The sequence below is a fragment of the Streptomyces sp. NPDC050610 genome (assembly GCF_040654875.1).
Lineage (GTDB): Bacteria > Actinomycetota > Actinomycetes > Streptomycetales > Streptomycetaceae > Streptomyces.
Window position 1 is genome coordinate 1 of sequence record NZ_JBFAIV010000038.1, and the last position, 24,212, is coordinate 24,212.

Here is a 24,212-nt window from a genome sequence, read left to right on the forward strand (position 1 = left end):
TTTTATTCACCCGCCCCCACCCTATATCTACCCCCAATTTCAAACCCTCTTCCCCTCCCCGCCGCTCTTCCGTTGTGGGGGGGGGGGGGGGGGGGGGGGCGGCCGGGACCCGCCCGCCTTGGGAGGCGGCGGGCCCGGCCTGGGGTATGGACTCCCGGCGGCTGCGCGCCGCCGGAGCCGCTGCGAGGCTCGGACGGTCACACGCCGCCGATGCCGCTGCGAGGCTCGGACGGCCGCGCCCTGCCGACACCGCTACGAGGCCCGTGCGGCCGTGCCCCGCCCGCCTCTGATCCCCCGTGCAGCCGCCGCGACGACCGGGTAAAGCCGTCGTCATCAGCCGGCCGTCCGCAGGTAGTTGGGCCCGCTCACATAGAACTTGTTGATGTCGGCGGCGCCGGAGCGCTCCTTCGTGAGCAGGGTTCCGGCGGTGACCATCGCCTTTATGGGCAGCCGGTCGGCGTCGAGCACACGGGCGCGCAGGACGGACGCGGGCGCGCCCGGCACCCCGGAGGCGTGTTCCAGCCGGTCCACGGCCTCGCGGAGCCGGTCGGCGAGCTGCCGCAGGAGTACGTCCAGGGGCGCGCGGCCGGCGTCGGCGAGACCGAAGGCAAGGGCGCCCGCGCACAGGTGGACGGTGATGGTGGCGAAGACGTCGGCGACGGGTTTGTCCGCGCCGACCAGTATCCGCCGGTCGGCGAAGCCGCACAGGTCGGCGGCGGCGCCGCCGGTGACGGCGGCGAGCCGCACGGAGTGCACGCGCGGCCCGTCGTTGTCCTTGAGCAGCAGCCGCAGCCGGGTGCGGCCGGCGTCGTCCTCGTCGAGCACCAGGGAGGTGTTCTGCTGGTGCGATTCGAGGGCGATGCCGTAGCCGAAGAGGGTGGTGTGCCAGTCGAGGAGCAGCGTCAGATAGGCGTCGAGGAGGGCGGTGAGCGAACCGCCGTAGTAGCGGTCGGCGAGCGCGTCGATGACGAGCGTCCCGTCGGGGCCGGGCGCCAGGAGCGCGGCGACGGGCACCACCTGGGCGCCGTCGAGCCCGGCCGGGTAGCGGCGGACCAGGGCCGCGAGCAGTTCGTGCCCGGCGGAGAGGTGGGTGCGCTCGTCGGCGAGGAGTACGGAGTGGGCGAAGCGCGGCTGCCGGGCGATGACCGACTCCAGGAGCCGCTGCCCGGTGGCGCCGTCCACGAGGGTGCCGGGCTTGATGGTGCGGCGGTTGCGCAGCCCCAGGGTGGCGGTGGCGAGCGGGAGTTTGAGGTGTACGGCGGGGTCGTCGGCGACGGCGACGGTGCGGGTGGACAGGGTCGGCCGGACGTCCAGCCAGGGCCGGCCGGCGAGGCGCGCGGAGCCGTCGAGCCCGGCGGCGCGCAGCGCGTCGGTGAGGGAGCGCCGGGCGGTGAGCGGGTGGACGGGCAGGGCGAGGTGGGTGGCGTCGAGGTAGGGCAGGCCGAGGTCGCCGGGGGCGGGCCACCAGGCGGGCAGCGCGGCCGGGTCGCCGCGTACCGCCTCGCGCGGCAGGGCGAGCCAGCGCAGCGCGAAGGAGGGGTGGAACTCCGGTGCGTAGGCGCGCAGTTCGGGCTCGGTCAGGCCGGAGCGGCCGCGTCCGGTCGGGTAGACGGGGTGGTCGCGGAAGGCGGCGAGGGTGTCGTAGGCGAGGGTGGCCCGCAGCCCCGTCCAGTCGCGGGCGGGGTCGGGCCCGTAGCGGTCGGCGAGGGCGGCGGTGGTCTTCTCCCGCACTCTGCCGTGCAGCCGCATGGCGTCGAGCGCCTCGTCGCACTCGACGGCGAACGCGTCGAATCCGGGCCGGTCCTCGGGCTCGGCGGCCTCCCGCAGCCGGGCGAGGACCGGGCGCAGTCCGGTGAGGGTGCCGCCCGGCGTCTCCAGTTCGGGCCTGCGCGGCCCGACCTCGCACTGGAACCCGTCGGGCCGTATGGGCAGCGCCAGTGCCTCCCCCGCCACGTCGAGGCGCAGCCAGTCGCCGTCGGCGCGGTGCTCGGTGTGCGCGGCGGCGCGGAGCCCGTAGGCGTTCTCGCGGAGGAGGGCGGCGAGGACCCGGCCGAGGAGCTCGCTCTCGAAGGGGTCGGGGGCGGTGGTCTCGGGGGCGGTGGTCTCGGGGGCGGTGGCGTCGGGTGCCGTGGCCTCGGGTGCGGGGCTGCCCATGTCGGGCATCGCGGCGCTCATGAGGCGATCTCCCAGCGGTGAGCGGCCAGGAACTCCTCGACGGCCCGGTCGATGCGTTCCTGATCTCGGCCGGTGGCGCGCAGCACGCCCAGATAGTCGCGGTTGGTATGGCGCAGCGGACGGTCCTCGCCCAGGTCGCGCAGCGGCCGGTAGTCCAGGCGCACGCCGTCGGGGGTCGTACGGTCGCTGGCGGCGGGCGCGGCGACCAGCCGTCCGCCGCGTTCGGCGCGTATGTACTCCAGTCGCGCCCGCCCGTCGGTACGGGCGTCCAGGTCGGCGGGGAGCGGGGTGCCGAGGTGGGTGCGGAGGATGTGTTCGAAGAGGGGGACGCCGAGCACGTCGGCGAGTACGAGATCGCACTGGTCGCCGATGGCGCGGTAGTTGACCTCGATGAGCCGGGCGCGGTCGCCCTGGACGACGTACTCGGTGTGGCAGGCCCCGAACCCGACGCCGAGGGCTTCGAGCTGGGCGAGCACCTGGCCGGTGTGCGGCTGCGGCGGTGCGGGGAGCAGGGTGAGCCGCTCCTCCATGAAGTACGGGAGCGGGGACATGTCGGTGCGGAACGAGCCGACGGTGTGCAGGGTCCGGCCGTCCCCCAGGGTTTCGAGGGTGTGCACCGGACCGGCCAGGTACTCCTCGACGACGAGCGCCTCGCCGGGCCGCCGCGCACCGATCTCCCGGCAGTGGCGGCGGAGTTCCCCGGCGTCGGCGGCCAGTACGACGTCCTCGCTGGCGACGCCCTCGCGCGGCTTGAGCACGCAGGGGTAGGCCAGGCCGTGGGCGGCGATGGCGGCGGGGGCGGCCTCGGGGTCGCCGCCGGGGGCGAGTTCGGCGGCGCGTACGGCGTCGAGTCCGGACGCGGCGAGGGCGCGGCGCAGGTGCGCCTTGTTCTTGGTGCGGAGCGCGGCTCGCCAGTCCTTGCCGGGCAGCCCGAAGTAGTCGGCGGCGAGGGCGGCTTGGGCCTGGAGGTGGTCGCTGTTGGTGAAGACGGCGCCGGCCGGGCCGAGGTGGGCGCCGCGGCTGATGACGTCGCGGAAGTCGCGTACGTCGCAGTGCTGGATGTCGAGCGCGGGCAGCGCGCCCCCGGCCGCCGCGTACCGGTCGTACGCGGCGCGGTGGGCGTCGGGCTGGTCGGTGAGCAGCGTGACATCGAGCCCGAGGCGGGCGGCGGCGGGCAGGAACCCCTCGGTGACGGAGTCGGTGGGGTTGAGAGCGAGAAGGTGGAGGCGCACGGGATGCGTGCCTTTCGAGCGAAGGGAGCGTCAGCCTGCGGCGCGCGGGGGCTCGGTGCGTGCGGCTGAAGGGGCGGCGCGGGAGGGCCGGGGGCCGAGGAGGGGCCGGGGTGGTGCGTGCTACAGGGGCGCCGGGAGGCCGGTGCCGGTCGCGTCCGCGCGGCCGTCGGCCTGGGGCGTCCGGGTTCCGCCGCCGGGTGTTCGGGCTTCGCCGGGCGTGCTGACGGCGGGGCGGGGTGGTCGCGTTCCACCACCGTACGGGCGGCGGACGGCGGGCGTACGGGCGGCGCCGGACGTTCCGGCTCCGCCGGACGCGGAGAGCGCGGCGGACGCCCGGGTTCCCTTGGGCGTACGGGCGGTTGGGCGGGGCGTATGCGCGGCGGGGCCGGGCATACCGCCCGCTTCGCGCCTGCCGGGCGTACGTACAGCGGCGCGGGCAGGTGCCGCCGGGGTCGCGGCGGGGGGCTGCGGGGTGCGTGAGCCGGTGGCGGCCGGACTCGGGCCCGTACGGACGGCGAGCGCGGCGAGCACCGCAATCGGCGGGAGGAACCCGCGAGTTGCCGCAGGGCGCACGGCGGCATGCCGGGCGGTTCCGAGATCGGTCCGGTTCACAGGAGAGACACTAAGTTAGGCATACCTAACCTTGTCAATTTGCCCCAGGTGTATGCCCCCGATGCACCGATTCGCGCGCGACTGGACGACCGCCCCCGCCCTCGGCCTGGCGCTCGGCTTCAGACTCGGCGGTCGCCCCCTACGGCAGCCCCACCCGGCGGTACCGCGCCCGCCTCGCGGCGAGCCGTTCCCCGCGCTCCTGAGCGCGCAGCGCGGCCAACTCGCCCCCGAGCACGGCCCCGAGGCGGGCCGTGAAGGAATCGGCCCCCTCGTCCTCCTCCACCACCCGGTCCACGATGCCGCCCGCCAGCAGGTCGGCGGAGCGTACGCCCTGTCGGGCGGCGACCTCGTACGCCCGTTCCGTGGTCCGGTACAGGATCGCCGACGCGCCCTCGGGCGGCAGCGGCGACAGCCAGGCGTGGCGGGCGGCCACGACCCGGTCGGCGGGCAGCAGCGCCAGCGCGGCGCCGCCCGCGCCCTGCCCCAGCAGCAGGCACAGCGTCGGCGCGGGCAGCGTCACCAGGTCGGCGAGCGACCGCGCGATCTCGCCCGCCAGCCCGCCTTCCTCGGCCTCCCGCGACAGCGCGGCCCCCGCCGTGTCGATGACGGTGAGCAGCGGCAGGTCGAGTTCGGCGGCGATCCGCATGCCCCGCCGCGCCGCCCGCAGCCCGGCGGGCCCGAGCGCCTGCCCGGCCGCCGGGGCCTCGCCCGCGCGTCGGCTGCCGCGCTCGTGCCCGAGCACCACGCACGGCACGGACCCCACGCGCGCGAGCGCGAGCAGCAGCCCGGGGTCCCGCTCCCCCGCGCCCGTACCGCTGAGCGGCGTCACTTCGGCGGCGACGGCGTCCAACAGCTCCCGGACACCGATCCGTCCCGGCAACCGCGACCGCCGAATCGACTCGGCGGCGGAGGGCGGTTCGGCGATGGTCGGCGGCTCGGCGGCGGAGGGCGACGCGCCCACCGCATCACGCGGCTCGCCCGCCACACCAGCCGGGCCTCCCGCCTCACCAACCGGGTCTCCCGGCCGAGCGCCGGGCTCAGCGGCCTCCCCCGCCACGGCACCGTCCCGCGCCCCTTCCGCGCACAGGACGTCCAGCGCCCGCGCCGCGACGGCCGCCAGCTCTCCCGCCGGGAGGACGGCGTCGATGAGGCCGTGAGCCAGCAGGTGCTCCGCGACCTGGACGCCCGCCGGGAACTGCTCGCCGTACAGGGCCTCGTGCACGCGCGGTCCCAGGAAGCCGATCAGGGCGCCGGGTTCGGCGGCGGTGAGGTGGCCGAGGGAGCCCCAGGAGGCCAGGACGCCGCCCGTCGTGGGGTGGCGGAGGTAGACGAGGTACGGGAGTCCGGCACCCTTGTGGTCGGTGATCGCGGCGGTGACCTTGACCATCTGGAGGAAGGCGACGGTGCCCTCCTGCATGCGCGTGCCCCCGGACGCCGGGGCGGCCAGCAGCGGCAGCCGCAGCTCCGTGGCGCGTTCCACGGCCCGTACGAGCCGCTCCCCCGCCACCACGCCGATGGACCCTGCCAGGAAGCGGAACTCACAGGCGACGACCGCCACCCGGCGCCCGCGCAGCCGCCCCTCGCCGGTGATCACGGACTCGTCCAGGCCGGTGCGCTCGCGCGCGGCGAGCAGATCCGCCCGGTAGGCGGGGTCCGGTGTTTCGCCGAGCGCCCCGGCCGGCTCGTCCCAGCAGCGCCAGCTGCCGGGGTCCACGACGGCTTCGATCAGTTCCAGCGCGGGCGTGCGGGGGCTCGGTGCGGTCATGGAATCACCCTGCCACGCGCCGGGCGGGGCCGACGGCCCGAGGGGGCGCGGTCGCGCGGGGCGACCCGCTCCCCATGTCACCGGCCCCTATGTCACCGGCCGCGATGTCGATCAGGTCGAGGACCAGCCGGTCGAACTCTCCGGCCCGCCAGGCGAGCACCACGCGGCTGGGACCGTGCCCCGCGACCGGCACGAAGCTGACGCCCGGCGTCCGGCGGCTGTACGGGGTGCGGGGCGGCCCGCAGTGGTGGTGCCCGCGTACCGCACCAGCCGGGCAACCCAGCAGGCCCTGGCGGCCCGGCTGCCGGACGCCTTCCTGCCGAATTCCTGCCGAATTCCTGCCGAACTCGGTCGGCAGCACGTTCCCGCCGGGCGCGGAGGCCCGACCGCCGGCTCAGCCCGACTGCCCGCCCCCGGCCGGCTTGCGGGCCAGTACGAACGCCTGCGGCGTCCGTTCCGGGTACTCACTGTCGGTGTCGCGGTCGCGCCACATCTTGGCGCGTACGGTCAGCCCGGCCTCCGTCAGCAGTTCGGCGATGCGGTCCGGCTGCCACCGGTTGAAGTCGAGCGCCACGGTGTGGCCGAACGCCTCTTCCAGCCGCAGCGACTCGTCCCCGACCTGGAAGCCGAGCAGCACCTCGCCACCCGGCGCCAGCACCCGCCGGAACTCGGCGAACGCCTCCGGCAGCCGCTCCCCGGGCACATGGATCGTCGAATACCAGGCGAGTACGCCGCCGAGCCCGCCGTCCGGCAGGTCCAGCGACAGCATCGAGCCCTCCTCGAACCGCAGCGCCGGGTGCTCCCGCCGGGCCGCCGCGAGCATCCCCGGCGACAGGTCGATGCCGAACACGTCCACGCCCAGCCCGTGCAGATGCGCCGTCACCCGGCCCGTGCCGCACCCGATGTCCGCGACCGGCCCGGCGCCGGCCGACCGTACGTACTCGGCGAACCCGGCGAGCAGTCCCCGCTCCAGCGGCTTGCTCTCCAACTCGGTGCGGAGCCAGGCGGCGTAGTCGTCGGCGAAGGCGTCGTAGGACGCGCGGGTGGAGGTCAGGAAGTCGGCTTCGGTCATGGTCGGGGACCCTATCGCCACCGGCTTGAGGGCGGCCGTCCGGCCCCCGGCCGTCGCCCGGGGGCCGGACACCACTCAGACCCCGATCTCGTACTTGGCGACGGCCTCCCCGTCGAATTCGATGCCGATTCCGGGGCGGTCGGGCACGAACACCTGGCCGTCGCCGTACGTCAGCCGGGTCTCCGGCGTCAGCAGCGTCTCGAAGTTGTAGATGCCTTTCTCCGCGGCGAAGTACTCGACGACGAGGGCGTTCGCCACGGCGGCCGTCAGGTGGACGTGCAGGTTGTGGTGCCAGTGCGGGGCCATCCGGAGGCCGAAGCTGTCGGCGGTGTGCGCGACCCGCAGCCACTCGGTGACGCCGCCGACGACGCCCGCGTCCGTCTGGAGGACGGAGGCGGCCCGCGCCTCGATGAGGCTGCGGAACTCCCAGCGGGTCTGGTGGATCTCGCCCGTGGCGACCGGGGTGCGGATGCGGCTCGCCAGTTCGCCGTGGCCCACGATCGCCTCCGGGGAGAGGGGTTCCTCGAACCACCACAGCGGAGCGTCCCCGGCGGCGCGTTCGAACGCCTCGATGGCGACCTGGGCCTCGCGCACGGAGTGGTAGGCGTTGTTGGCGTCGAGGGCGAGCCGGCCGCCGTCGCCCTGGTCGGCGATCGCGGCGGTGGCGGCGGCGACCCGGCGGGCGTCCTCGGCGACGGAGAGCCCGCCGACCTTGATCTTGTGGTCGGTGAACCCCTGCGCGGCGTTGAACGCGATCTCGTCGGCGACCGCCCGGGTCCACTCGCCGTCGTCCGGACGGTAGTAGCCGCCCGACGCGTAGGCCGGCTGGGGCGCCGCCGAGCCGCCCAGCAGCGCGGCGAGCGGCAGCCCGGCGCGCTTGGCCTTGAGGTCCCAGAGCGCGATGTCGAGGGCCGACAGGGCCCGTACGACCGCGCCGCGCCGCCCCGCGAGCAGCGTCTCCTGGTAGGCGCGGGACCACAGGCCGGTGCTGTCGTCCTGGTCCGCGCCGAGGTAGACCGGCGCGAGGAGGTCGTCGACGGCGGCCTTGGTCAGAAAGGCGCCGGCGGTGCCGGCGTAGGTGTAGCCGGTGCCGGTGCGGCCGGTGTCGTCGGTGACGTCGACCAGTACGTAATGGCGGTCGTTGAGGGCCCGGTTGGACATGCGGGTGGGCTTGTCCACCGGGATGCCGACGGCGCGGGCACGGACGTCCGTGATCGTCATGGAACGTGTCCTTCGCGAAGGGGAGGTACGGGGGTCAGGCGGGGGTGCGGGCGGCGGTGCGCACGGACTGGACGTTGGCGAACTCGACCGCTCCGTACGCGCCGAGCTCCCGGCCGTGCCCGCTCGCCTTGACGCCGCCGACGGGCAGCCGGGGATCGGACTCCGAGATCCGGTTGACGGCGACGGAACCGGCCTCGACGCGCGCGGCGAGCGCCTCGGCCCGGTCCGGGTCGCGGCTCCAGAGCGAGCAGCCCAGGCCGTAGCGGGACGCGTTCGCGGCCTCGACGGCGGCGGGCCCGTCGGCCACGGCGAGGACCGCGCCGAGCGGCCCGAAGGTCTCCTGCCGGAACGCGGTGTTCGCGGTGTCCGCCACCTCCACGAGCGTCGGTGTGAACCAGGCGCCGGGCCGCTCGTCGGCCGTGCCGCCCGCGAGCAGCCGGGCGCCGCCGGCCAGCGTCTCGGCGAGCTGGCGGCGCAGTTCGTCGCGGAGGTCCGTACGGGCCATCGGGCCGAGGTCCGTACCGGGGGCGGTGGGGTCGCCGACCACGAGCCGGCCGAGTTCACGCACCAGGCCCGCCAGGAACGCGTCGCGCGCCGGGCGCTCCACGATCAGCCGCTTGGCGGCGATGCAGCTCTGGCCGGTGTTGAGGAAACGGGAGCGTACGGCGGCGCGGGCGGCGGCGTCGACGTCGGCGTCGGCGAGCACGACGAAGGCGTCGGAGCCGCCGAGTTCGAGCACGGTCTTCTTGGCCGCCGCCCCGGCGCGGGCGCCGACGATCGCGCCGACGCGGTTGCTGCCGGTGAACGCGACCGCCGCGATCCGCGGATCGTCGATCAGCGGGCCGACCCGGTGCGGCGGCAGCACGGCGGCGGTGAGCACCCCCGGCCCGAACACCGCGTCGAAGAGGCCCTGGACGGCGCGGGCGCTGCCGGTGACGTTGTCGGCGTGCTTGAGCACGACGGCGTCGCCGATCGCGACGGCGGGGATCATGGCGCGGAACACCTGCCAGAACGGGTAGTTCCACGGCATGACGGCCAGCACCACGCCGAGCGGCAGGAGCCGGACGAAGCCGGTGTCCGGCGCGACGTCGGCGGGCCGGGGCGCGAGCAGCTCTTCGAGGCGGTCGGCGTAGTACTCGCAGGCCGCGGCGGACTTCTCGATCTCGGCCGCGGCCTGGTCGAGCGGCTTGCCCATCTCGGCGGTGATCAGCGACGCGAACTCCCCCGCGCCGAGGCGCAGCCGCGCGGCCATCGCCCGCAGCCGCGCCGCCCGCTCGTCGGCCGGCTCGCCGCGCCGGTCGCGGACCGCGGCGACCGCGGCGTCGAGCGCCGCGTCCAGCTCGCGCTCCGTGGTGAGCGGGTAGGCGGCGATGGCCTGCCCGTCGGCGGGGTTGACGGTGGTGATCTCCTTCATCGCGCGCCCTCCCGGCCGGCCGACGCCTCGCCGGTCTGCGCGGCCAGCCAGTCCTGGAAGCGGCGCCCGAGGACGACGGGGTCCTCCAGCAGCTTGGGGACGCCGGCCGCGTTGCCCGGGACGATGCGTACGTGCAGGAGTACGGGCCCCTCGTCGGCGAGGGCCCCGGCGAGTTCGGTACGCAGTCCGTCGGGGTCGCCCGCGCGGCGCACCGTCCAGCCGGCCGCCTCGGCGAGGCCGCCGAGGTCCACGCGGCCGGCGTAGGTGGGGAGGTCGGCGGTGGCGCCGTAGACGCCGTTGTCGAGGAGGACCATCAGCAGTTTCTCTGGCCGCAGATAGCCGCCGGTGGGCAGGACGTTGGGGTTCATCAGCAGCGAGCCGTCGCCCTCGACGGCCACCACCCGCCGTACGGGCGTGTCGGCGAGGGCCAGGGCGAGCCCCGTGGCGACCGAGCCCGCGAGCCCCATCGCGTCCAGCAGATACAGGTGGTTGGGGCCGCCCGCGACGGCGGCCAGTTCGCGGCTGCTGGCCGCGCAGGTCACGACGACCGGCAGGTCGGACGTGGGCCCGGCCACGATCTCCAGTGCTTCGACGCGTTTCACGCTCATGCCCCCTTTCCGTCGGTGGCCCAGAAGTGTGCGAGGACGACGACCGGCCGGTAGGTCATCCGGGCGTGCGTCCCGGCCTCGGCGACGACCGCCTGCCAGTCGTCGGGCCCGCTGCGCCGGTCGAGTTCGAAGACGCGCACGCCGAGCCGGTCGAGCAGCCCGGGCACGTGCTGGCAGAGCGAGTGGATCATCGAGTTGTACTCGCCGAGCCCGCCGCGCGTGTTGGCCACGATCAGCAGCGGCAGGTGGTAGGCGGCGTTGAACGTGGTGAGGGCGGTCAGCGCGTTGCCGAACCCGTTGTCCTGCATGACGATCGCCCCGAACTTGCCCGCCAGCGGCAGGGCGCCGAGTACGCCCATGGCCTCTTCCTCGCGGGAGAGCGGGAAGACCCGGCCGGGGCGGTCGTCGCCGCCGATTTCACTGCCGATTCCACTGCCGGTGTCAGTGTCGGTCTCGGTCTCGGTCTCGGTCAGCGCGGTGATGACCGGGGCGACGCTGACCGATGGGACGTAGCCGACGAGATCGGCGCCGGAGGCCCAGATGCCGGCGGCGATCGAGGCCGCGTAGGTGGGTGGGGGTGAGGACAAGGGATGCCCCTTCCGTCTCTTCCGTCTTGAGGAGCCACCGCCGCCGTGCCGCATGGCAGTGGCTGATCACCAATGAGAGGTAACGTACTACTGCTTTTGAGTAGCATGCAACACTCACGCAGAGCGCGGGCCGGCCCCAGCGGCCTTGCACCGGGGGCCTGTTCAGCCTTCTTGAGGTCCGATTCCGCGCGCGGTCAGCTCATTACGAGCGTCGTGGACGCTACGAGCGGTACGGGCGGCTCGGGACGCTACAAGCCCCACCAGCCCTACGGACCTTACGAGCCCTACGGGTCTCACGAGCCCCGCGAGCCTTACGTACCCTCGCCGCCGGCCGGCGCCGCGATCTCCAGCCAGCGCCGCCACTCCGCGACGAGACCCCAGCTGTCCTCGCTGCTGTTGGCCACCAGCAGATCCGCGGAGCGCACGATATGCCTGCGCATGGCCCGCTCGGCGGCCGCGCCGTCCCGTCGGCGCAGCGCCTCCACGACGGCGCCGTGGTCCTTCAGCGCGGTGTCCACCGGCTGGAATTCGGGAACGCTGTGCCGCCCGTCCAGGGCCAGGGTCTGCCGCAGCTCGGCGACGAACTTGGCGAGCCGCAGGTTTCCGCTCGCGCGCATGATCAGGTCGTGCAGCCGCTCGTCGGCGGCGAAGTACTCGGGGCCGCCGTCCGCCCGCTCCTCCATGATCGCCAGCTCGGCGGCCATGGCCTCGTCGTCGCGGCTGGTCATGACGGCGGCGGCGCTGCGGCAGGCGGGCGGCTCCAGCAGCACGCGCAGGCTGCACAGTTCGACGATGCCGCGCCCGTCCGGGCCCAGCACCCGGGCGCCCCGGTTGCGTTCGATTCTGACGAGGCCGAGGTCCGCGAGTTTCAGCAGGGCCTCGCGCACGGGGGTGCGGGAGGCGCCGAAGCGCTCGCCCAGCTCCCGTGAGGAGTAGAGCAGTCCGCGCTGGAGCTTGCCGAGCCTGATCGCGTCGCGGATCTCCGCCGCGATCTGCTCGGCCTTGCTGTCGGCCCGTCCGTCTGACGTCAAGACATTCCCCGATACCGGCCGAGCGACCGTGTGCACAAGTCCCGGCCCGCCTGGCCCACGACCGGGGCCCCAGGATAACCGCTACCCGATCGCCCGGGATTCCGGTGCGGCGGGGGACGTCTCCTCCCCTTGTCGCCCGCCGTCCGTCTCCCCCGGCGGGGCGCTCGCGCGGCGCCGGCGGCGGGCGGAGCGCGCCAGGGCGGCGAGGACGGCCAGCGCCAGGATGTTGGCGAGGATCATCACGGTCATCGACAGGCCGTCGTCGCCGCCGGAGGCGTCCTGGATCCAGCCCACGGCGAAGGGGCTGATGAACCCGGCCGCGTTGCCGAGCGAGTTGATGAGGGCGATGCCGCTCGCGGCCCCGGCTCCGGCCAGGAACGCCGTCGGCAGGGACCAGAACAGCGGCTTGGCCGTCTGCGCCGCCATCGTCGCGACGCTGATGGCGACGAAGGCGAGCGCGGGCGTCCCCATCGTGAGCGCGGTGACGATGAAGGCCACGACGGAGACGCTGAGCGCGATGACCACCGGTTTCGGCGAGCGCTCGTCCCGGACCAGCCGGGCGCCGAAGTACATGCAGAGCGCGGCCATCAGGAAGGGCACGGCCGACACCCAGCCGACCTCGACGTCGCTCAGCGACTTCCCTACGTCCTTGACCACCGAGGGCATCCAGTACGTCAGCGGGTACGCGCCGCACATCAGCAGGAAGTAGACGGCGGTGAGCGCGATGACCTTCTTGTCCCGGAAGACGGCGCGGTGTCCGGCCGGGGCCGTCGCGGCGCGTTCGCGCTCCTCCGCCGCCAGCGTCGAGACCAGCCAGTCGCGCTCCTGTCGGCTGAGCCAGCGGGCGTCGGCGGGGCGTTCGGTGACGGTGGCGAAGAAGACCACGCCCAGGATGACCGCGGGGACGCCGCCCACCAGGAAGATCCAGCGCCACCCTTCGAGCCCGAGCGCGCCGTCGAAGGCGGAGAGTATCCAGCCGTCGAGGGGGTTGCCGATGACGCCGGCCAGCGGGATCGCGATCATGACGGTCGAGACCACCCTGGTGCGTTCCTTGTTGGGGAACCAGCGGGTGAGGTACAGCAGGATGCCGGGGAAGAACCCGGCCTCCGCGACTCCGAGCACGAACCGCAGGACGTAGACGGTCTCCACGTTGGGCGCGAAGCCGATGCACGCGGCGACGATGCCCCAGGACACCATGATCCGGCTGATCCAGAACCGGGCGCCGACCTTGGCCAGGATGAGGTTGCTGGGGATCTCGGCGAGTACGTAGCCGACGAAGAAGATCCCCGCGGCGAACCCGTACTGGGAGCCGCTCATGCCGTAGGTCTGCTCCAGGCCGAACTTCGCGAAGCTGATGTTGATCCGGTCGAGATGGCTCACGGCGTACGCGACCACGAGGAGCGGGACGATCCGGCGGGTCATTCTGCGCACGGTGCGCGCCCGCAGCGGATCGTCCTGCGGCGGACCGGACACCCTTGCCGCCCGTGCCGCCCGTGCCGCCCGTGTCATCCATGTCATTGAGGCCTCCTGATCCACGCTGACAACGCCCACGGCAAGCCGATGGGAGGCCACTGTCATTACGTGAAATACCAATCAGATAGCGTGGCATGCTACTTAGCGATATGGGTCCCCACAAGCCTTCCGGCAGAGCACGCGCGACCGGCCCGAGGGCACGCGGTTGCGGGGCCGCCGGCCCGGTGTGAGTCTGAAGAGCCTCGGGGAACCGCCGTGCGCGTCCGCGCGCCCGCGCCAGCGAAGGGGTCTTCCGTGAGCATCGCCGCCGACAGCCTGTCCGACCCGGCCGTACGGGCCTTCGTCACCGCCCTCAACGCCAACGACCAGCAGGCGTTCCGGGCGGCGCTCGCCCCCGGCGCGACCATGTCCGACGACGGTACCGACCGCGCCCTGGGCGAGTGGGCGGACCGGGAGATCTTCTCCTCGCACGGCCGCATGGAGGTGGAGTCCGAGGCGGACGGCGGGCGCTCGCTGACCGCGCTCTACAGCAACGACACCTGGGGCGCCATGCGCACCCGCTGGGTCTTCACCGTCGACGACGGCAAGGTCGGCCGCTTCGAGACCGGGCAGGCGTGACAACGGCCGGGGCCGCCCCGCGAAAGCGGAACGGCCCCGGAGCGCGGCAGGTCAGCGGTTCGGCTGCTTGACCCAGCCCTTCTTGACCAGCTGGTCGCAGTGCCACTTCGCCTGCGCCGGGCTCTCGCCCTTCTTCGCGGTCGCCTTGAGGCAGTCCGCGTAGGGGAACGGCGGTCCCTGCGGGGCGGCGGCCTGGGCGGCCGCCGCCGACGCGCCGAGCCCGCCGACGGCGATGGCCAGGGCCAGGGCGGCACTCATTCTGCGCATGGTGTTCTCCTCTGTCGTCTCGTATATCCCGTATCCCGCTGAACAAGATCAGCTAGGGCTCAACGAGCGAGAGCGGCAGCAGAAACCATCCGTCTGCCGTGGCTTCGGGAAAGGCTTCGGGAAAGGCTTCAGGAGAAGCAGGTGGTCGGCGTCGCGTGGGCCGGGTCGAGGGCGTTGGCCGTCTCGTGGAAGGCCAGCCGGTCCGTCAGGCCGATCGCGAGGTGTTCGGACAGGTCGACCGGACACAGGCTCTGGAGCAGGACGTTGTGGACGTCCGGGCCGTTCAGGAACTGCGAGCGGTACGGCGTGACGACCTCGTCGTACTTGCTCGCGATGACGGTGTAGCGCACGCCCGGCACGGTGTCGCCGCCCGCGTTGAGGCGGTTCAGGAAGTCGGACCCGGCGACCTGGTCGGTGAGGCCGGGGGTGGCGCCGTGGATCGCGTCGGCCGCGCCCGGGAAGTAGTCCAGCAGCTTGGTGAGGCCGTTGAGCGTCGTGCCGTGGTTGTCGGGGGCGATGCCGACGAGCGCGCCCACCTTGGCCGCGCCGCCCAGGAACCTCAGGTACTGACGCGGCATCATGCCGCCCTGCGAGTGCCCGACCAGGTCGGTCTTGGGCGCGCCGGTGGCGGCCAGCACTCTGTCCACGTACGCGGACAACTGCTTCGCCGAGTCCGCGATCGGGCCGAGGCCGTGGAAGAGCGGGACGCCGGGCAGTTGGCCGTAGTCGAAGGAGAAGACGCAGTAGCCGCGCGCCACCAGGTAGGGGGCGAGGCCGAGCCAGTTGTCGACGGAGTTGCCGAAGGTGCCGTGCACGAGGACGACGGGGCGGGGATGGGCGGCGGAGGGCTTGCAGGAGTAGTCGTTCCAGCCGCGGCCGACGGCGGCGGTACGGGCTCCCTCAGCGGCGGACGGCGCGGTGGCCGCGCCGGCCGGCGTCACGAACGCGGCGATGGCGGCGAGCGTCAGGGCGAGCGCGGACAGCGGCCCGCGGGCGCGTCCCAAGGTCAGCTTCATATGGACTCCTCGCAGGTGGTGGGAGGTTGCGTCAGCCGTTCACGCTGCGGTCCGGACCACAGAATTGCCGAGTGCACGTCAAAGTACTCACGAGTAGGGAAGGTGACCAGCCGTGCGCCGGTGAAGAAAGAGGCACGGAGCCCTCACGCCACGTCCAGGAGCGCGGCGGGCCCGACCGCCGCCGCGCCGAACCGGGCCCGCGCCCGGTCCACGGCCGCCCAGGCGCGGCGCGCCTTGTCGTCGGCGGGGTCGAACGTCAGCTGGCGCGCGGTCCGGTCGGCGTCCCGCAGGTCCTCCGCCCGCAGCGCCACCGCCCGCACCCGGGCCCGTTCCAGCCCGAGCGCCGCGTGCAGCGCGTACGCGGCGGCGGTCAGCGCCGGGGTGTGCGCGGTCGGCTCCTCGAAGGCCCTGGTCCGTACGGTCGAGGAGCCGTCCGCGTAGCGCACGGTCAGCGCGAGGCCGCGGGCGGTCTGCCCGCTCGTACGCAGCTGGGAGCCGAGCCCGTCGGCGAGCGTGAGCAGCGCGCGGCGCCTGCGGCCGGGGTCCAGCTCGTCGCCGCCGAAGCGGTGTTCGGCGGCGAGCGAGCGGGCGGGCGCGTTCGGCGTGACGGGCGTCGGGTCGAGGCCGCGCGCCCGCTCGTGGATCCGGCGGCCGGTGCTCGCGCCCAGGATTCGCTGGAGGGCGGAGAGCGGCGCGGCCGCGATCCGGCCGACGCTGTCGAGCCCGTACGTGCACAGGGTGCGGGCGGTGGCGGGCCCCACTCCGTGCAGCGCGGCGGCGGGTTTCCGGGCGAGGAAGGCCGCGACCTCGACCGGGTCGCCGGCCAGCGTGCGCACCGCGCCGGGCGGGCCGTCCTGCGCGGCCATCCGCGCCAGCATCGGGTTCGCGGCCGCCCCGACCGTGCAGTCGACCCCGTGCAGCGCCAGCGCCCGGAGCCGGATGAGGTCGGCGAGCCCGGCGGCGTCCCGCCCGAAGTACCGCCGGGCGCCCCGTACGTCGACGAGCGCGGCGTCCGGCGGCAGCGCCTCGACCACGGGGGAGAACTCCGCGAGCATCGCGAGCAGCCCGCCGTAGGTCCCCTCGCCGAGGGCGACGGGCCGGCCGCCGGGGCCCGCGGGCTGGGCGGCCGGCTCGGGCGCGCGGCGGTGGAAGTGCACGTACAGGACGTGCGGCGCGGATTCGTCGGCGGCAGCGGGCGATACGGAGCCGCCGGGCCCGGCCCCGGACCCGAAGCCGGGCCCGAACCGCCCGCCCCCGTCCGCCCGCTCCGCCGTCCGGTCATCAGGCCATTCATCCGACCGTTCATCCGGACACTCATCCGGGCGCTCAGCTGACCGCTCGTCCGGCCGTTCCCCCCTCGGCCCCGGCTCGTCGCCGCCCGCCCTCGGGCGCGCGGCCAGCTCGCCCCAGATCCCCCGGTACGTCAGCCCGCCCGCACCCGTACGGGACGCGCCCGTACGCGACACGCCCGTACGGGCCTCATCCGCCGCCGCGCGGCCCGTCATCCCGCGCTCCCCGGGCTCGCGTGCCACAGCTTGCGGCCCGTGGCGGCGCGGTCGCCGGCCGGCTGGAGGTCGGCCCAGGGGTGCAGCTCGTACCCGGTGGGGAGCTGGATGCGGCGGTCGGTCTCCGAGGCGGCGGAATCGGCTCCGGAGGCGGCGGACTCCCCCGGCTCGGCCGCGAGCAGCGCGGTGACCGCCTCCAGCCCCCCTTCCCGGCGCAGCGCGGTGAGGTCGGCGAGGTTCCAGGCCGCGGCGCCGACGACGCTGAGGCTGCGGGGGCCGCGGCGCTGGACCACGCCGCGTACGAGCAGCAGCCAGGAGTGGAAGACGGTGTGCGCGCACGCGGCGTGGCTGTCGTCGAAGAAGGCGCAGTCGACCAGGCCGGTGCCGTCGTCGAGGGTGGTGAAGATGACGCGCCGGCCCGAGCGGATCGGCGGGGTCTGGGTGGCGGCCTTGGCCCCGGCGACCAGTACGGTCTCGCCGTGCCGGGCGTCGCGCAGCCGTTTCGCGGGCACGGCGCCCAGTTCGGCCAGGAACTCCCGGTGGTCGTCCATGAGATGGCGGGAGGCGTCCATGCCGAGGACGCCCAGCTCCGCGCCGAGCCGTTCGTCCGCGTCGAGGTCGGGCAGGCCCACGGGTTCGGAGAGCGTGCCGCCGTCGAGCGGGAGCTGGCGTTCCCGGGGGTCGGTGCCGCGCTGTCCGCGGTGGAGTTCGGCGATGTGCAGCAGCAGGTCGCGGCGGTTGGGCCCGAAGGCGTCCAACGCGCCGACCTGGGCGAGCCGTTCGGCGACGGGGCGGCCGGGGCGGGCGCGCCGCCACAGGTCCTGGAGCGAGGCGTACGGGCGGCCGGCCGCGATCCGGTCGGTGGCCGCCTCGCTGATGCCGTGCACGTCGCCGAGGGCCAGCCGCACCCCGAAGACGCCGTCCGGTCCGCCTTTCGAACCTTCCGAACCAGACACCAGTTCGATTCCATAGGCGGCCGCCGACCGGTTCACGTCCAGCGGCAGGATCGGCACCCCTCGCCGCCGCGCGTCCGCGAGCAGCAGCCGCTTCGGGTACATCCCCGGGTCGTGCGTGAGCAGCCCGGCGTAGAAGGCCGCCGGGTAGTGCGCCTTGAGCCAGGCCGACTGATAGGTCGGCACCGCGAAGGCGACGGCGTGCGCCTTGCAGAAGCCGTAGCTGCCGAACGCCTCGACGATCCCCCAGGTGCGCCGGACGGTCTCCGGCGCGTACCCCCGCCGGGCGGTCTCCCGCTCGAACCAGGCCCGTACCCGCCCCTGCCGCTCGGGGTCGGACAGCGCGCGCCGCCCCTCGTCGGCCAGCGACCGGTCGCAGCCGGTCATGATCGCCAGGATCTCGATGATCTGCTCGTGGAAGACGACCACGCCGTATGTGTCGCGCAGCGGTCTCTCCAGGTCCGGGTGCGGGTAGCGGACCGGCGACCGGCCGTGCCGGGCCTCGATGAAGGGGCGCACCATGTCGGCGGCGACCGGGCCCGGCCGGAAAAGCGATATGTCGACCACGAGGTCGTGAAAAGTCGAGGGCTGGAGCCGCCCCACCAGGTCCCGCTGGCCGGGCGACTCGATCTGGAAGCAGCCGAGCGTCTCGGCGGTCCGGATCAGCTCGTACGTCCTGGGGTCGCCGGGCGCCACCCGCGCCGGGTCGTCGAGGTCCACCCGCTCCCCCGTGGCCCGCTCGATCTCCCCCACCGCGTGCGCCATCGCCGACTGCATCCGCACGCCCAGCACGTCGAGCTTGAGCAGCCCGAGGTCCTCGACGTCGTCCTTGTCGAACTGCGCCATCGGGAACCCCTCGCCGCTGGTGGGCACGGTGGGCGTACGGGCGCGCAGCGTGGCGTCCGAGAGCAGCACCCCGCACGGGTGCATGGCGACGCCGCGCGGCAGCGCGTCCAGCGCCTCCACCAGCTCCCACAGCCGCCCGTGCTTCGTGCCGTCGGGGTCCACGCCGCGCAGCTCCGGCAGTTCCGCCAGCGCGGTGCGGGCGTCCCTGGCCCGGATGTGCGGGAAGGACTTGGCGAGCCGGTCGGTGAGGGCGGGGTCCATGCCCAGCGCCGCGCCCACGTCCCGTACGGCGTGGCGCACCCGGTAGGTCTCGGGCATGGCGACGGTCGCCACCCGCTCCGCGCCGAAGCGGTCGAATATCGCGCGGTAGACGTCGAGGCGCCGGGCGGACTCGACGTCGATGTCGATGTCGGGCAGCACGGCCCGCCGGACGGAGAGGAAGCGCTCCATCAGGAGCCCCTGTTCGACGGGGTCCGCGTGCGCGATGCCCAGCAGGTGGTTGACGAGCGATCCGGCGCCCGAGCCGCGCGCGGCGACGCGGACGCCGAGCGCGCGGGTGTCGTCGACGACCTGGGCGACGGTGAGGAAGTACGAAGCGAAGCCGTGGTGTTCGATGACGCGCAGTTCGTCGGAGAGCCGGTCCCAGTACCGGCGGTCGCGGTCGTACCGGCGCAGCACGAGGCCCGCCGCGCACCGCGAGCGCAGCACGCGGGCGGCGGTGCGCCGCTCCGCGCCGACGAGGTGCGGTTCGGGGAAGTGGACGTGGCCGATCCCCAGGTGGTCCTCGGGGTCGACCGCGCATTCGGCGGCGGTGCGGCCGGTCTCGGCCAGCAGCCGCCGCGCGGCGCCCCGCCCCTGCCCGGCGGCCTCGGTGATCTTCTCGGCGACGGCCGCCATGTCCCGGGCGTCCTTGAGCCAGCGCTCGCCGCTGTCGAGGAGTTCGGGTCTGCGCGGGTCGATCGGCACCAGTCGCCGCGCCGAGTCCAGGACGTCGGCGACCGGGCCCTGTCCGGGGTCGGCGTAGCGGGTGGAGTTGGTCAGCACGGCCCGTACGCCCTGGTCGGCCGCGAAGCCGACGGTGCGGGCGGCGAGCCGCAGCGAGCCCGGTCCGGTGCCCTGCCGGCCGTGCCATACGGCGGCCAGCCGCAGGGCATCGCCGAAGAGGTCGCGCCAGGGGGCCAGCAGCCGGGCGGCGCGGTCGGGCCGGCCGGCGGCGAGCGCGCGGCCGATCTCGGAGTCGGGGCCGAGCAGCACGGTCAGCGGGGCGAGCGTCCCGGCGGCGCTGTTCTCCAGGTCCTCCCAGAGGAGCCGGGGCCGCCGGGCGGGGTCGGGGCGGATGGGGGCCGTGCCGAGCGGGTCCGCGCCGGGGCCGCCCGTACGGACCGTGTCCGCGTGGGCGGCCGAGACCAGTCCGCACAGGGTGGCCCAGCCGGCCGCGCCGTCGCGGGCGAGGAAGACCGCGCGGGGCGTCGACTCGTCGATGAACGCGCCGCCCCGTACGGGCGCGCGCCGCCGCACCGTGCCGTGGCGGCCCTGGGGCTCGATCCGTTCCCGTACGGCCAGGTCGGCGCCGAAGACCGGCCGCACCCCGGCCCGTGCGCTCGCCTTCGCGAACCGTACGGCCCCGGCGAGGCTGTCCCGGTCGGTCAGCGCGATCGCGTCCATGCCCCGCTCGGCGGCGCGCTCGGCGAGCCGCTCCGGGTGCACCGCGCCGTACCGCATCGAGAACCCGGAGGCGGTGTGCAGATGCGTGAAGCCAGGGGGAACCGGAAGAGCCGACATCCGCACCTCCCACTCGAAAACCCGAAACCCGAAACTCGTGAAGCCCCACCCCCTGACCGTCCTGACACTCCCTGTCTCCCTCCTTCACCATAACCCCTACGTCGAACACTCGTACGAACAGACCTCATCCGTACGAGCGGATCTCATCTCACCGCTTCGCCTCGTTCGCACTGCGGAATGCCCGCTTTTATGCGCACCATATGGGGGCAGAAACCCCACCCACCACGGCGAGGAGCGGCCCATGGCCACCACAGACCCCGGCACCCGCCCTTCCTTCGCCCGGGAGGTCAGGAACGCGGTCAGCACCCGCGCCGCCCTGCTGGTGATCGGCGTACTGGCGCTCCAGTTCGCGTTCATCGCCTCCTACGTGGGGGCCTTCCACAGCCCCAAGCCCAAGAACATCGCGCTCGCCGTCGTCGCCCCGGAACAGGCCCGCGGGCAGCTGATGGCCAAGCTCGGCAAACTGCCGGGCGACCCCCTGGACCCGCGCGCCGCCGCCGGCGAGGCCAAGGCCGTACAGCAGATCCGCGAGCGGGACATCGACGCGGCCCTGATCGTCGACCCGCGCGGCAGCACCGACCGGCTGCTCGTCGCGAGCGGCGGCGGCGCCTCGCTCTCCCAGGCCGTCGAAAAGGTCGTCACCGCCGCCGAGAAGTCCCAGCAGCGCACCGTGAAGACCCAGGACATCGCGCCGGTCGCCAAGGGCGACGCCCGCGGGCTGTCCTCGTTCTACCTGGTGGTCGGGTGGTGCGTGGGCGGCTATCTGTGCGCCGCGATCCTCGCGATCAGCGCCGGGGCCCGGCCCGCCAACCCGCAGCGCGCGGTCATCCGGCTCGGCACCCTCGCGCTCTACTCGATCGCCTCCGGAATCGGCGGCGCGGTCATCATGGGCCCGATCCTCGAAGCGCTGCCCGGCCCCGTCCTCGGACTGTGGGGCCTGGGCGCCCTCGTCGTCTTCGCGGTCGGCGCCACCACGCTGGCGTTCCAGGGGCTGGCGGGCATCGTCGGCATCGGCCTCGCCATCGCGGTCGTCGTCGTCCTGGGCAACCCGAGCGCGGGCGGCGCGTACCCCTACCCGCTGCTGCCGGGCTTCTGGCGCGCCATCGGCCCCGCCCTGCCACCGGGCGCGGGCACCTGGACGGCGCGCTCCATCGCGTACTTCCGGGGCAACGCGGTGACGGGACCGCTGCTGGTGCTCTCGGCCTGGGCGGTGGCGGGGTCCGTGGTCACGCTGCTGTTCTCCGCGTTCAAGAAGCCGTCGGACGGGGCGATCGCGGCGAAGCCGCCGCGCTGACGGGAGCGGCGGTGGCCCTGGCGCTGCGGCGGCGCCGGCCACCGCCTTCGCGGTGGGCCTGGGCGCGCTCGTGGTCGCGCTGGTGGGAAGCGCGGTCCAGGACGCCAAGCTGACCCCGCTCGTCTTCCTGCCGCTCGCCGTACTGTTCTACGGCCTGGGCTGCTACTGCACGAGGTGGGCGCGCACCGCGCCGGCGATGCCCGGCGGCGGCGCAGCCGTCGTGGCCGTCGTGGCCTGCTGAGTCCACGGGCCGAATCTACGGGCCGACAGGAACCGGCCGCCCGGCGAACGCCCGGCGGCCGTCCTGACGCGGGCTCAGCGCCGCGCGTGGCGGATCTTCAACCGCCCGAACCCCATGGCCCCGGTGATCCGGATCGTCGGCCCGCCGGGGCGGGACGGCTGCCGGGGCTTGTACAGCAGGTCCTTCCACCCGGTGTGCAGCCCCTCGACATCGACGACCGCGTCGCGGGGCACCGTGATAGCGGCCTTGCCCGTGCCGAGTTGAAGCTCGATGTCGGCTGCCGGATGCTCGAAGACCGCCCGGGACAGGTCCAGCCGCACCTTCCCGAACGCGGACACGACCTTGAGGGTCCGAGGCACCCGCCATGCGCCGCGCCGCTTGATCCGTCCGCCCGCCGCGGCGATCGTGGACGTGGTGCCCGCGTCCTCCTCCGGGAGCGAGTGCAGAGCCGACGCGAACTCGCTGTGCGTCGTGGCGGTGAGCACCTGGTGGAGGCGGGTTTCGAGCTCCTCGTGCGAGATGTGCCCTTCGCCGTACGCCTCTTGGAGGCGCCGTACGGCCGTGTCGCGGTCATCTTCGCTGATCAGTGGCGGCCGACCGGCCGACGGTATGGTCACCTTTTCACTCTACTGCCGTACCGGCGACGCGAACACGCCAAGGCCGCGGCCGCGGCGTCCACCGCGCCGGATACCGGCTCCCCCGCCGGATGCCCCGCCCCGCCGAGAGACGCGTACCGGCCAAGAGGCGGCGGGCGCTAGGCGACCGTGACGCTCTTGTCGTCCGGGGGCCATCCGACGGCCGTGATCGCTGTCAGCAGCACCACCGCGTCCTCCAGCGCCACCAGCCCGTGCCGCTCCTGCCGGATGCCGTGCAGCGCACCGGCCGCCAGCTCCCGGTCCCCGGAACCCGCCGTCAGCCGCACCCGGCCGCGCAGCACCTGGAGACTCCCGGAGGGCGGCGCGCTGTGCTCGTCCAGAGCCGCGCCGGAGACCAGCGCGATGACGCTCTGCCGCAACGGGCCGTCGTGCAGGACCAGATGAGCGCTGCGCCCGTGCTCGGCGGCCCGCGCCCTGGCCAAGTGCTCGTCGGCCAGGGAATTCAGATCCTCCATCGGAGTCTCCCAGTGACAGATGACGAGTAGCGCTACGCGACCACCGTAACTCCCGCTCCCTCGCCGAGGCGGTCTCATTGAGCCGAACGGCGACCCGGCAGCCGCATCCAACGCCGCCGACCACATGCCCGCCGGCCCCAGGGGAAAGTCACCCTGATGCCCTACGCAGAGCGGCGCATGAGGGCACGAGGGCCAAGCCGAGCCCGCCCGTGCATGCCCCAATATGCTCGCCGCATGTCCTCCACGACTCGCATCACCGTCACGCTCCCCAGCGATCAGGTGGCGGAGCTCCGCAAGCTCACGGACAACGTCTCCGGCTACGTGGCGGAAGCCGTGGCCCGCCAGATCCGGCACCAGCTTCTGGGCGAGGGCCTTCGCCGACACGAGGAAGAACACGGACGCTTCAGCGACCAGGAGCTCGCCGAGGCCCGCGCGAAGATCTTCGGCACCGCCGGCTCCGCCAAGGACGTGGACACCGCGTGAGCGAGCACGTCGAGACCGTCGTCCTGGACTCGGAAGGGCTCTCCGCCTGGATCGCACAGGACCGCAAGTTCCTCGCGATGTTGCAGGTCTTCCACGACATGGGAGCCGAGCTGGTGATCGGGGCGAACACCATCGTGGAGGTCAGCCACTCCCGTACCGACGTGCCTCGCCTGAACTGTGCCCTATCCCGGATCAAGGTAGAACCGGTCACCGAACAAGCGGCGAAAGCGGCGGCGGAGCTCCTCAAGAGCGCTGGACTGCACGGGCACAAGTACGCCATCGACGCCACGGTCGCCGAGCTCGCCCTGCGCCAGCCGAAACCGGTCGCCCTCCTGACGTCCTACGGCGACGACATGACCAAGCTCTGCGGCGACCAGGTCCGCACCATCTCCCTCTGACCCGCCGGCCCGCCCAGAGCACGATCGCGTCGAGCGGCAGGCCCCCGTCAGAAATGGCGGGGGCCTCCGTGGTGCACGTCGAGGCTAGCCGGGGCCGACCGGCGCCGATGCGGACTGCGACGGCGTTGTCCTTGCCGGGGGCTTAACACTGTCGCCGGGCCCGCTGACCAGCGTCAGCAGCACAAGGACCAGCAGGATGACCCCACCCCCGCCGCCCGCCGCCACGGCGACGGTACGGGGACTGACAGACCGGCGGTGGCCGCGTACGCGGGTGCCGTCCGCCCGGTAGTAGGGGGCTACATAGGTCGTGGGGCCGGTGGGGACCGGGCGGGGGCGCGGCGCGGGAGCACGGCGCGGTGCGGTGCTTCGGGGCGCCGTCGGCGCGGTGGCGATGCGGGGACGCCGACGGCGGTAGTGGCCCTTGACGGGCGTTCCGTCGCTGCGGATGTGGGGGCGAACGTAGGTCACAGAACCTCGCTGGTGAAGACGGGGGCGGGCGAGCACCCCA

General features: G+C 74.2%; 22 protein-coding genes. 5 read left to right on the plus strand and 17 right to left on the minus strand.

Translation table 11 applies throughout. The annotated features are described in order from the left end of the window. Positions 1–333: 333 nt before the first annotated feature. The 11 genes from AB0I22_RS33105 to AB0I22_RS33155 all read right to left on the minus strand — a co-directional run bounded on the left by AB0I22_RS33105 (position 334) and on the right by AB0I22_RS33155 (position 13,235). Complete coding sequence (locus tag AB0I22_RS33105; RefSeq protein ID WP_363134693.1) at positions 334–2,175, minus strand: IucA/IucC family protein; 1,842 nt, start codon at positions 2,173–2,175, stop codon at positions 334–336. Then, on the minus strand, positions 2,172–3,407 hold the full coding sequence (locus tag AB0I22_RS33110; protein WP_363134694.1) for a siderophore biosynthesis protein: 1,236 nt from the start codon (positions 3,405–3,407) through the stop codon (positions 2,172–2,174). Before AB0I22_RS33110 ends, AB0I22_RS33105 begins: the two co-directional genes overlap by 4 nt. 751 nt (positions 3,408–4,158) lie before the next feature. Continuing rightward, entirely contained in the window at positions 4,159–5,784 is a 1,626-nt protein-coding gene (locus tag AB0I22_RS33115) for a carboxyl transferase domain-containing protein (protein WP_363134695.1), read from the minus strand. Positions 5,785–5,788: 4 nt separating this feature from the next. Then, complete coding sequence (locus AB0I22_RS33120; RefSeq protein WP_363134696.1) at positions 5,789–6,145, minus strand: hypothetical protein; 357 nt, start codon at positions 6,143–6,145, stop codon at positions 5,789–5,791. Between the two features lie 33 nt (positions 6,146–6,178). Further along, entirely contained in the window at positions 6,179–6,856 is a 678-nt protein-coding gene (locus AB0I22_RS33125; RefSeq protein WP_363134697.1) for a class I SAM-dependent methyltransferase, read from the minus strand. 75 nt (positions 6,857–6,931) lie between these two features. Beyond that, positions 6,932–8,077, minus strand: a complete 1,146-nt coding sequence (locus tag AB0I22_RS33130; protein ID WP_363134698.1) for a mandelate racemase/muconate lactonizing enzyme family protein — start codon at positions 8,075–8,077, stop codon at positions 6,932–6,934. A 34-nt stretch (positions 8,078–8,111) separates the two neighbouring features. Beyond that, on the minus strand, positions 8,112–9,491 hold the full coding sequence (locus tag AB0I22_RS33135; RefSeq protein ID WP_363134699.1) for an aldehyde dehydrogenase family protein: 1,380 nt from the start codon (positions 9,489–9,491) through the stop codon (positions 8,112–8,114). Continuing rightward, positions 9,488–10,099, minus strand: a complete 612-nt coding sequence (locus tag AB0I22_RS33140) for a thiamine pyrophosphate-dependent enzyme (protein ID WP_363134700.1) — start codon at positions 10,097–10,099, stop codon at positions 9,488–9,490. Before AB0I22_RS33140 ends, AB0I22_RS33135 begins: the two co-directional genes overlap by 4 nt. Then, the gene (locus AB0I22_RS33145) at positions 10,096–10,686 is read right to left on the minus strand and encodes a hypothetical protein (RefSeq protein WP_363134701.1); all 591 of its coding nucleotides are present in this window, start codon (positions 10,684–10,686) and stop codon (positions 10,096–10,098) included. Before AB0I22_RS33145 ends, AB0I22_RS33140 begins: the two co-directional genes overlap by 4 nt. Before the next feature lie 311 nt (positions 10,687–10,997). Further along, positions 10,998–11,717: a GntR family transcriptional regulator gene (locus tag AB0I22_RS33150; protein ID WP_363134702.1), complete on the minus strand. Its 720-nt coding sequence runs from the start codon at positions 11,715–11,717 to the stop codon at positions 10,998–11,000. A gap of 81 nt (positions 11,718–11,798) precedes the next feature. Next, positions 11,799–13,235 (minus strand): MFS transporter, encoded by a 1,437-nt coding sequence (locus tag AB0I22_RS33155; protein ID WP_363134703.1) that lies wholly within the window; start codon positions 13,233–13,235, stop codon positions 11,799–11,801. 249 nt (positions 13,236–13,484) lie between these two features. Here AB0I22_RS33155 and AB0I22_RS33160 point away from each other — a divergent pair, with 249 nt between their 5' ends. Continuing rightward, the gene (locus AB0I22_RS33160; RefSeq protein WP_363134704.1) at positions 13,485–13,808 is read left to right on the plus strand and encodes a nuclear transport factor 2 family protein; all 324 of its coding nucleotides are present in this window, start codon (positions 13,485–13,487) and stop codon (positions 13,806–13,808) included. Between the two features lie 51 nt (positions 13,809–13,859). Here AB0I22_RS33160 and AB0I22_RS33165 read toward each other — a convergent pair whose 3' ends face one another. From AB0I22_RS33165 to dnaE, 4 genes are all read right to left on the minus strand, one after another. Then, positions 13,860–14,075, minus strand: a complete 216-nt coding sequence (locus tag AB0I22_RS33165) for a hypothetical protein (RefSeq protein WP_363134705.1) — start codon at positions 14,073–14,075, stop codon at positions 13,860–13,862. A 128-nt stretch (positions 14,076–14,203) separates the two neighbouring features. Further along, the gene (locus AB0I22_RS33170) at positions 14,204–15,091 is read right to left on the minus strand and encodes an alpha/beta fold hydrolase (protein WP_363134706.1); all 888 of its coding nucleotides are present in this window, start codon (positions 15,089–15,091) and stop codon (positions 14,204–14,206) included. A gap of 143 nt (positions 15,092–15,234) precedes the next feature. Further along, positions 15,235–16,254 carry a helix-hairpin-helix domain-containing protein gene (locus AB0I22_RS33175; protein WP_363134762.1) on the minus strand — a complete coding sequence of 340 codons (1,020 nt, stop codon included), beginning with the start codon at positions 16,252–16,254 and terminating at the stop codon, positions 15,235–15,237. A gap of 338 nt (positions 16,255–16,592) precedes the next feature. Continuing rightward, positions 16,593–20,177, minus strand: a complete 3,585-nt coding sequence (gene dnaE / locus AB0I22_RS33180; RefSeq protein ID WP_363134707.1) for a DNA polymerase III subunit alpha — start codon at positions 20,175–20,177, stop codon at positions 16,593–16,595. 241 nt (positions 20,178–20,418) lie between these two features. On the opposite strand from dnaE, the gene AB0I22_RS33185 reads away from it, so the two are divergent. Further along, positions 20,419–21,471: a DUF3533 domain-containing protein gene (locus tag AB0I22_RS33185; protein WP_363134708.1), complete on the plus strand. Its 1,053-nt coding sequence runs from the start codon at positions 20,419–20,421 to the stop codon at positions 21,469–21,471. 52 nt (positions 21,472–21,523) lie between these two features. Next, positions 21,524–21,712 carry a hypothetical protein gene (locus AB0I22_RS33190; protein WP_363134709.1) on the plus strand — a complete coding sequence of 63 codons (189 nt, stop codon included), beginning with the start codon at positions 21,524–21,526 and terminating at the stop codon, positions 21,710–21,712. Positions 21,713–21,786: 74 nt separating this feature from the next. On the opposite strand, the gene AB0I22_RS33195 is transcribed toward AB0I22_RS33190, so the two are convergent. Both AB0I22_RS33195 and AB0I22_RS33200 read right to left on the minus strand, forming a co-directional pair. Further along, positions 21,787–22,329, minus strand: coding sequence for a DUF1707 domain-containing protein (locus AB0I22_RS33195; RefSeq protein WP_363134710.1), 543 nt, complete (start codon positions 22,327–22,329; stop codon positions 21,787–21,789). A gap of 137 nt (positions 22,330–22,466) precedes the next feature. Next, on the minus strand, positions 22,467–22,823 hold the full coding sequence (locus AB0I22_RS33200; protein ID WP_363134711.1) for a cupin: 357 nt from the start codon (positions 22,821–22,823) through the stop codon (positions 22,467–22,469). A 234-nt stretch (positions 22,824–23,057) separates the two neighbouring features. Here AB0I22_RS33200 and AB0I22_RS33205 point away from each other — a divergent pair, with 234 nt between their 5' ends. Then, positions 23,058–23,306 (plus strand): type II toxin-antitoxin system CcdA family antitoxin, encoded by a 249-nt coding sequence (locus tag AB0I22_RS33205; protein WP_363134712.1) that lies wholly within the window; start codon positions 23,058–23,060, stop codon positions 23,304–23,306. Continuing rightward, a complete protein-coding gene (locus tag AB0I22_RS33210; protein WP_363134713.1) occupies positions 23,303–23,704 on the plus strand; it encodes a PIN domain-containing protein in 402 nt (133 codons plus the stop codon). Before AB0I22_RS33205 ends, AB0I22_RS33210 begins: the two co-directional genes overlap by 4 nt. Positions 23,705–24,212: the final 508 nt, after the last annotated feature.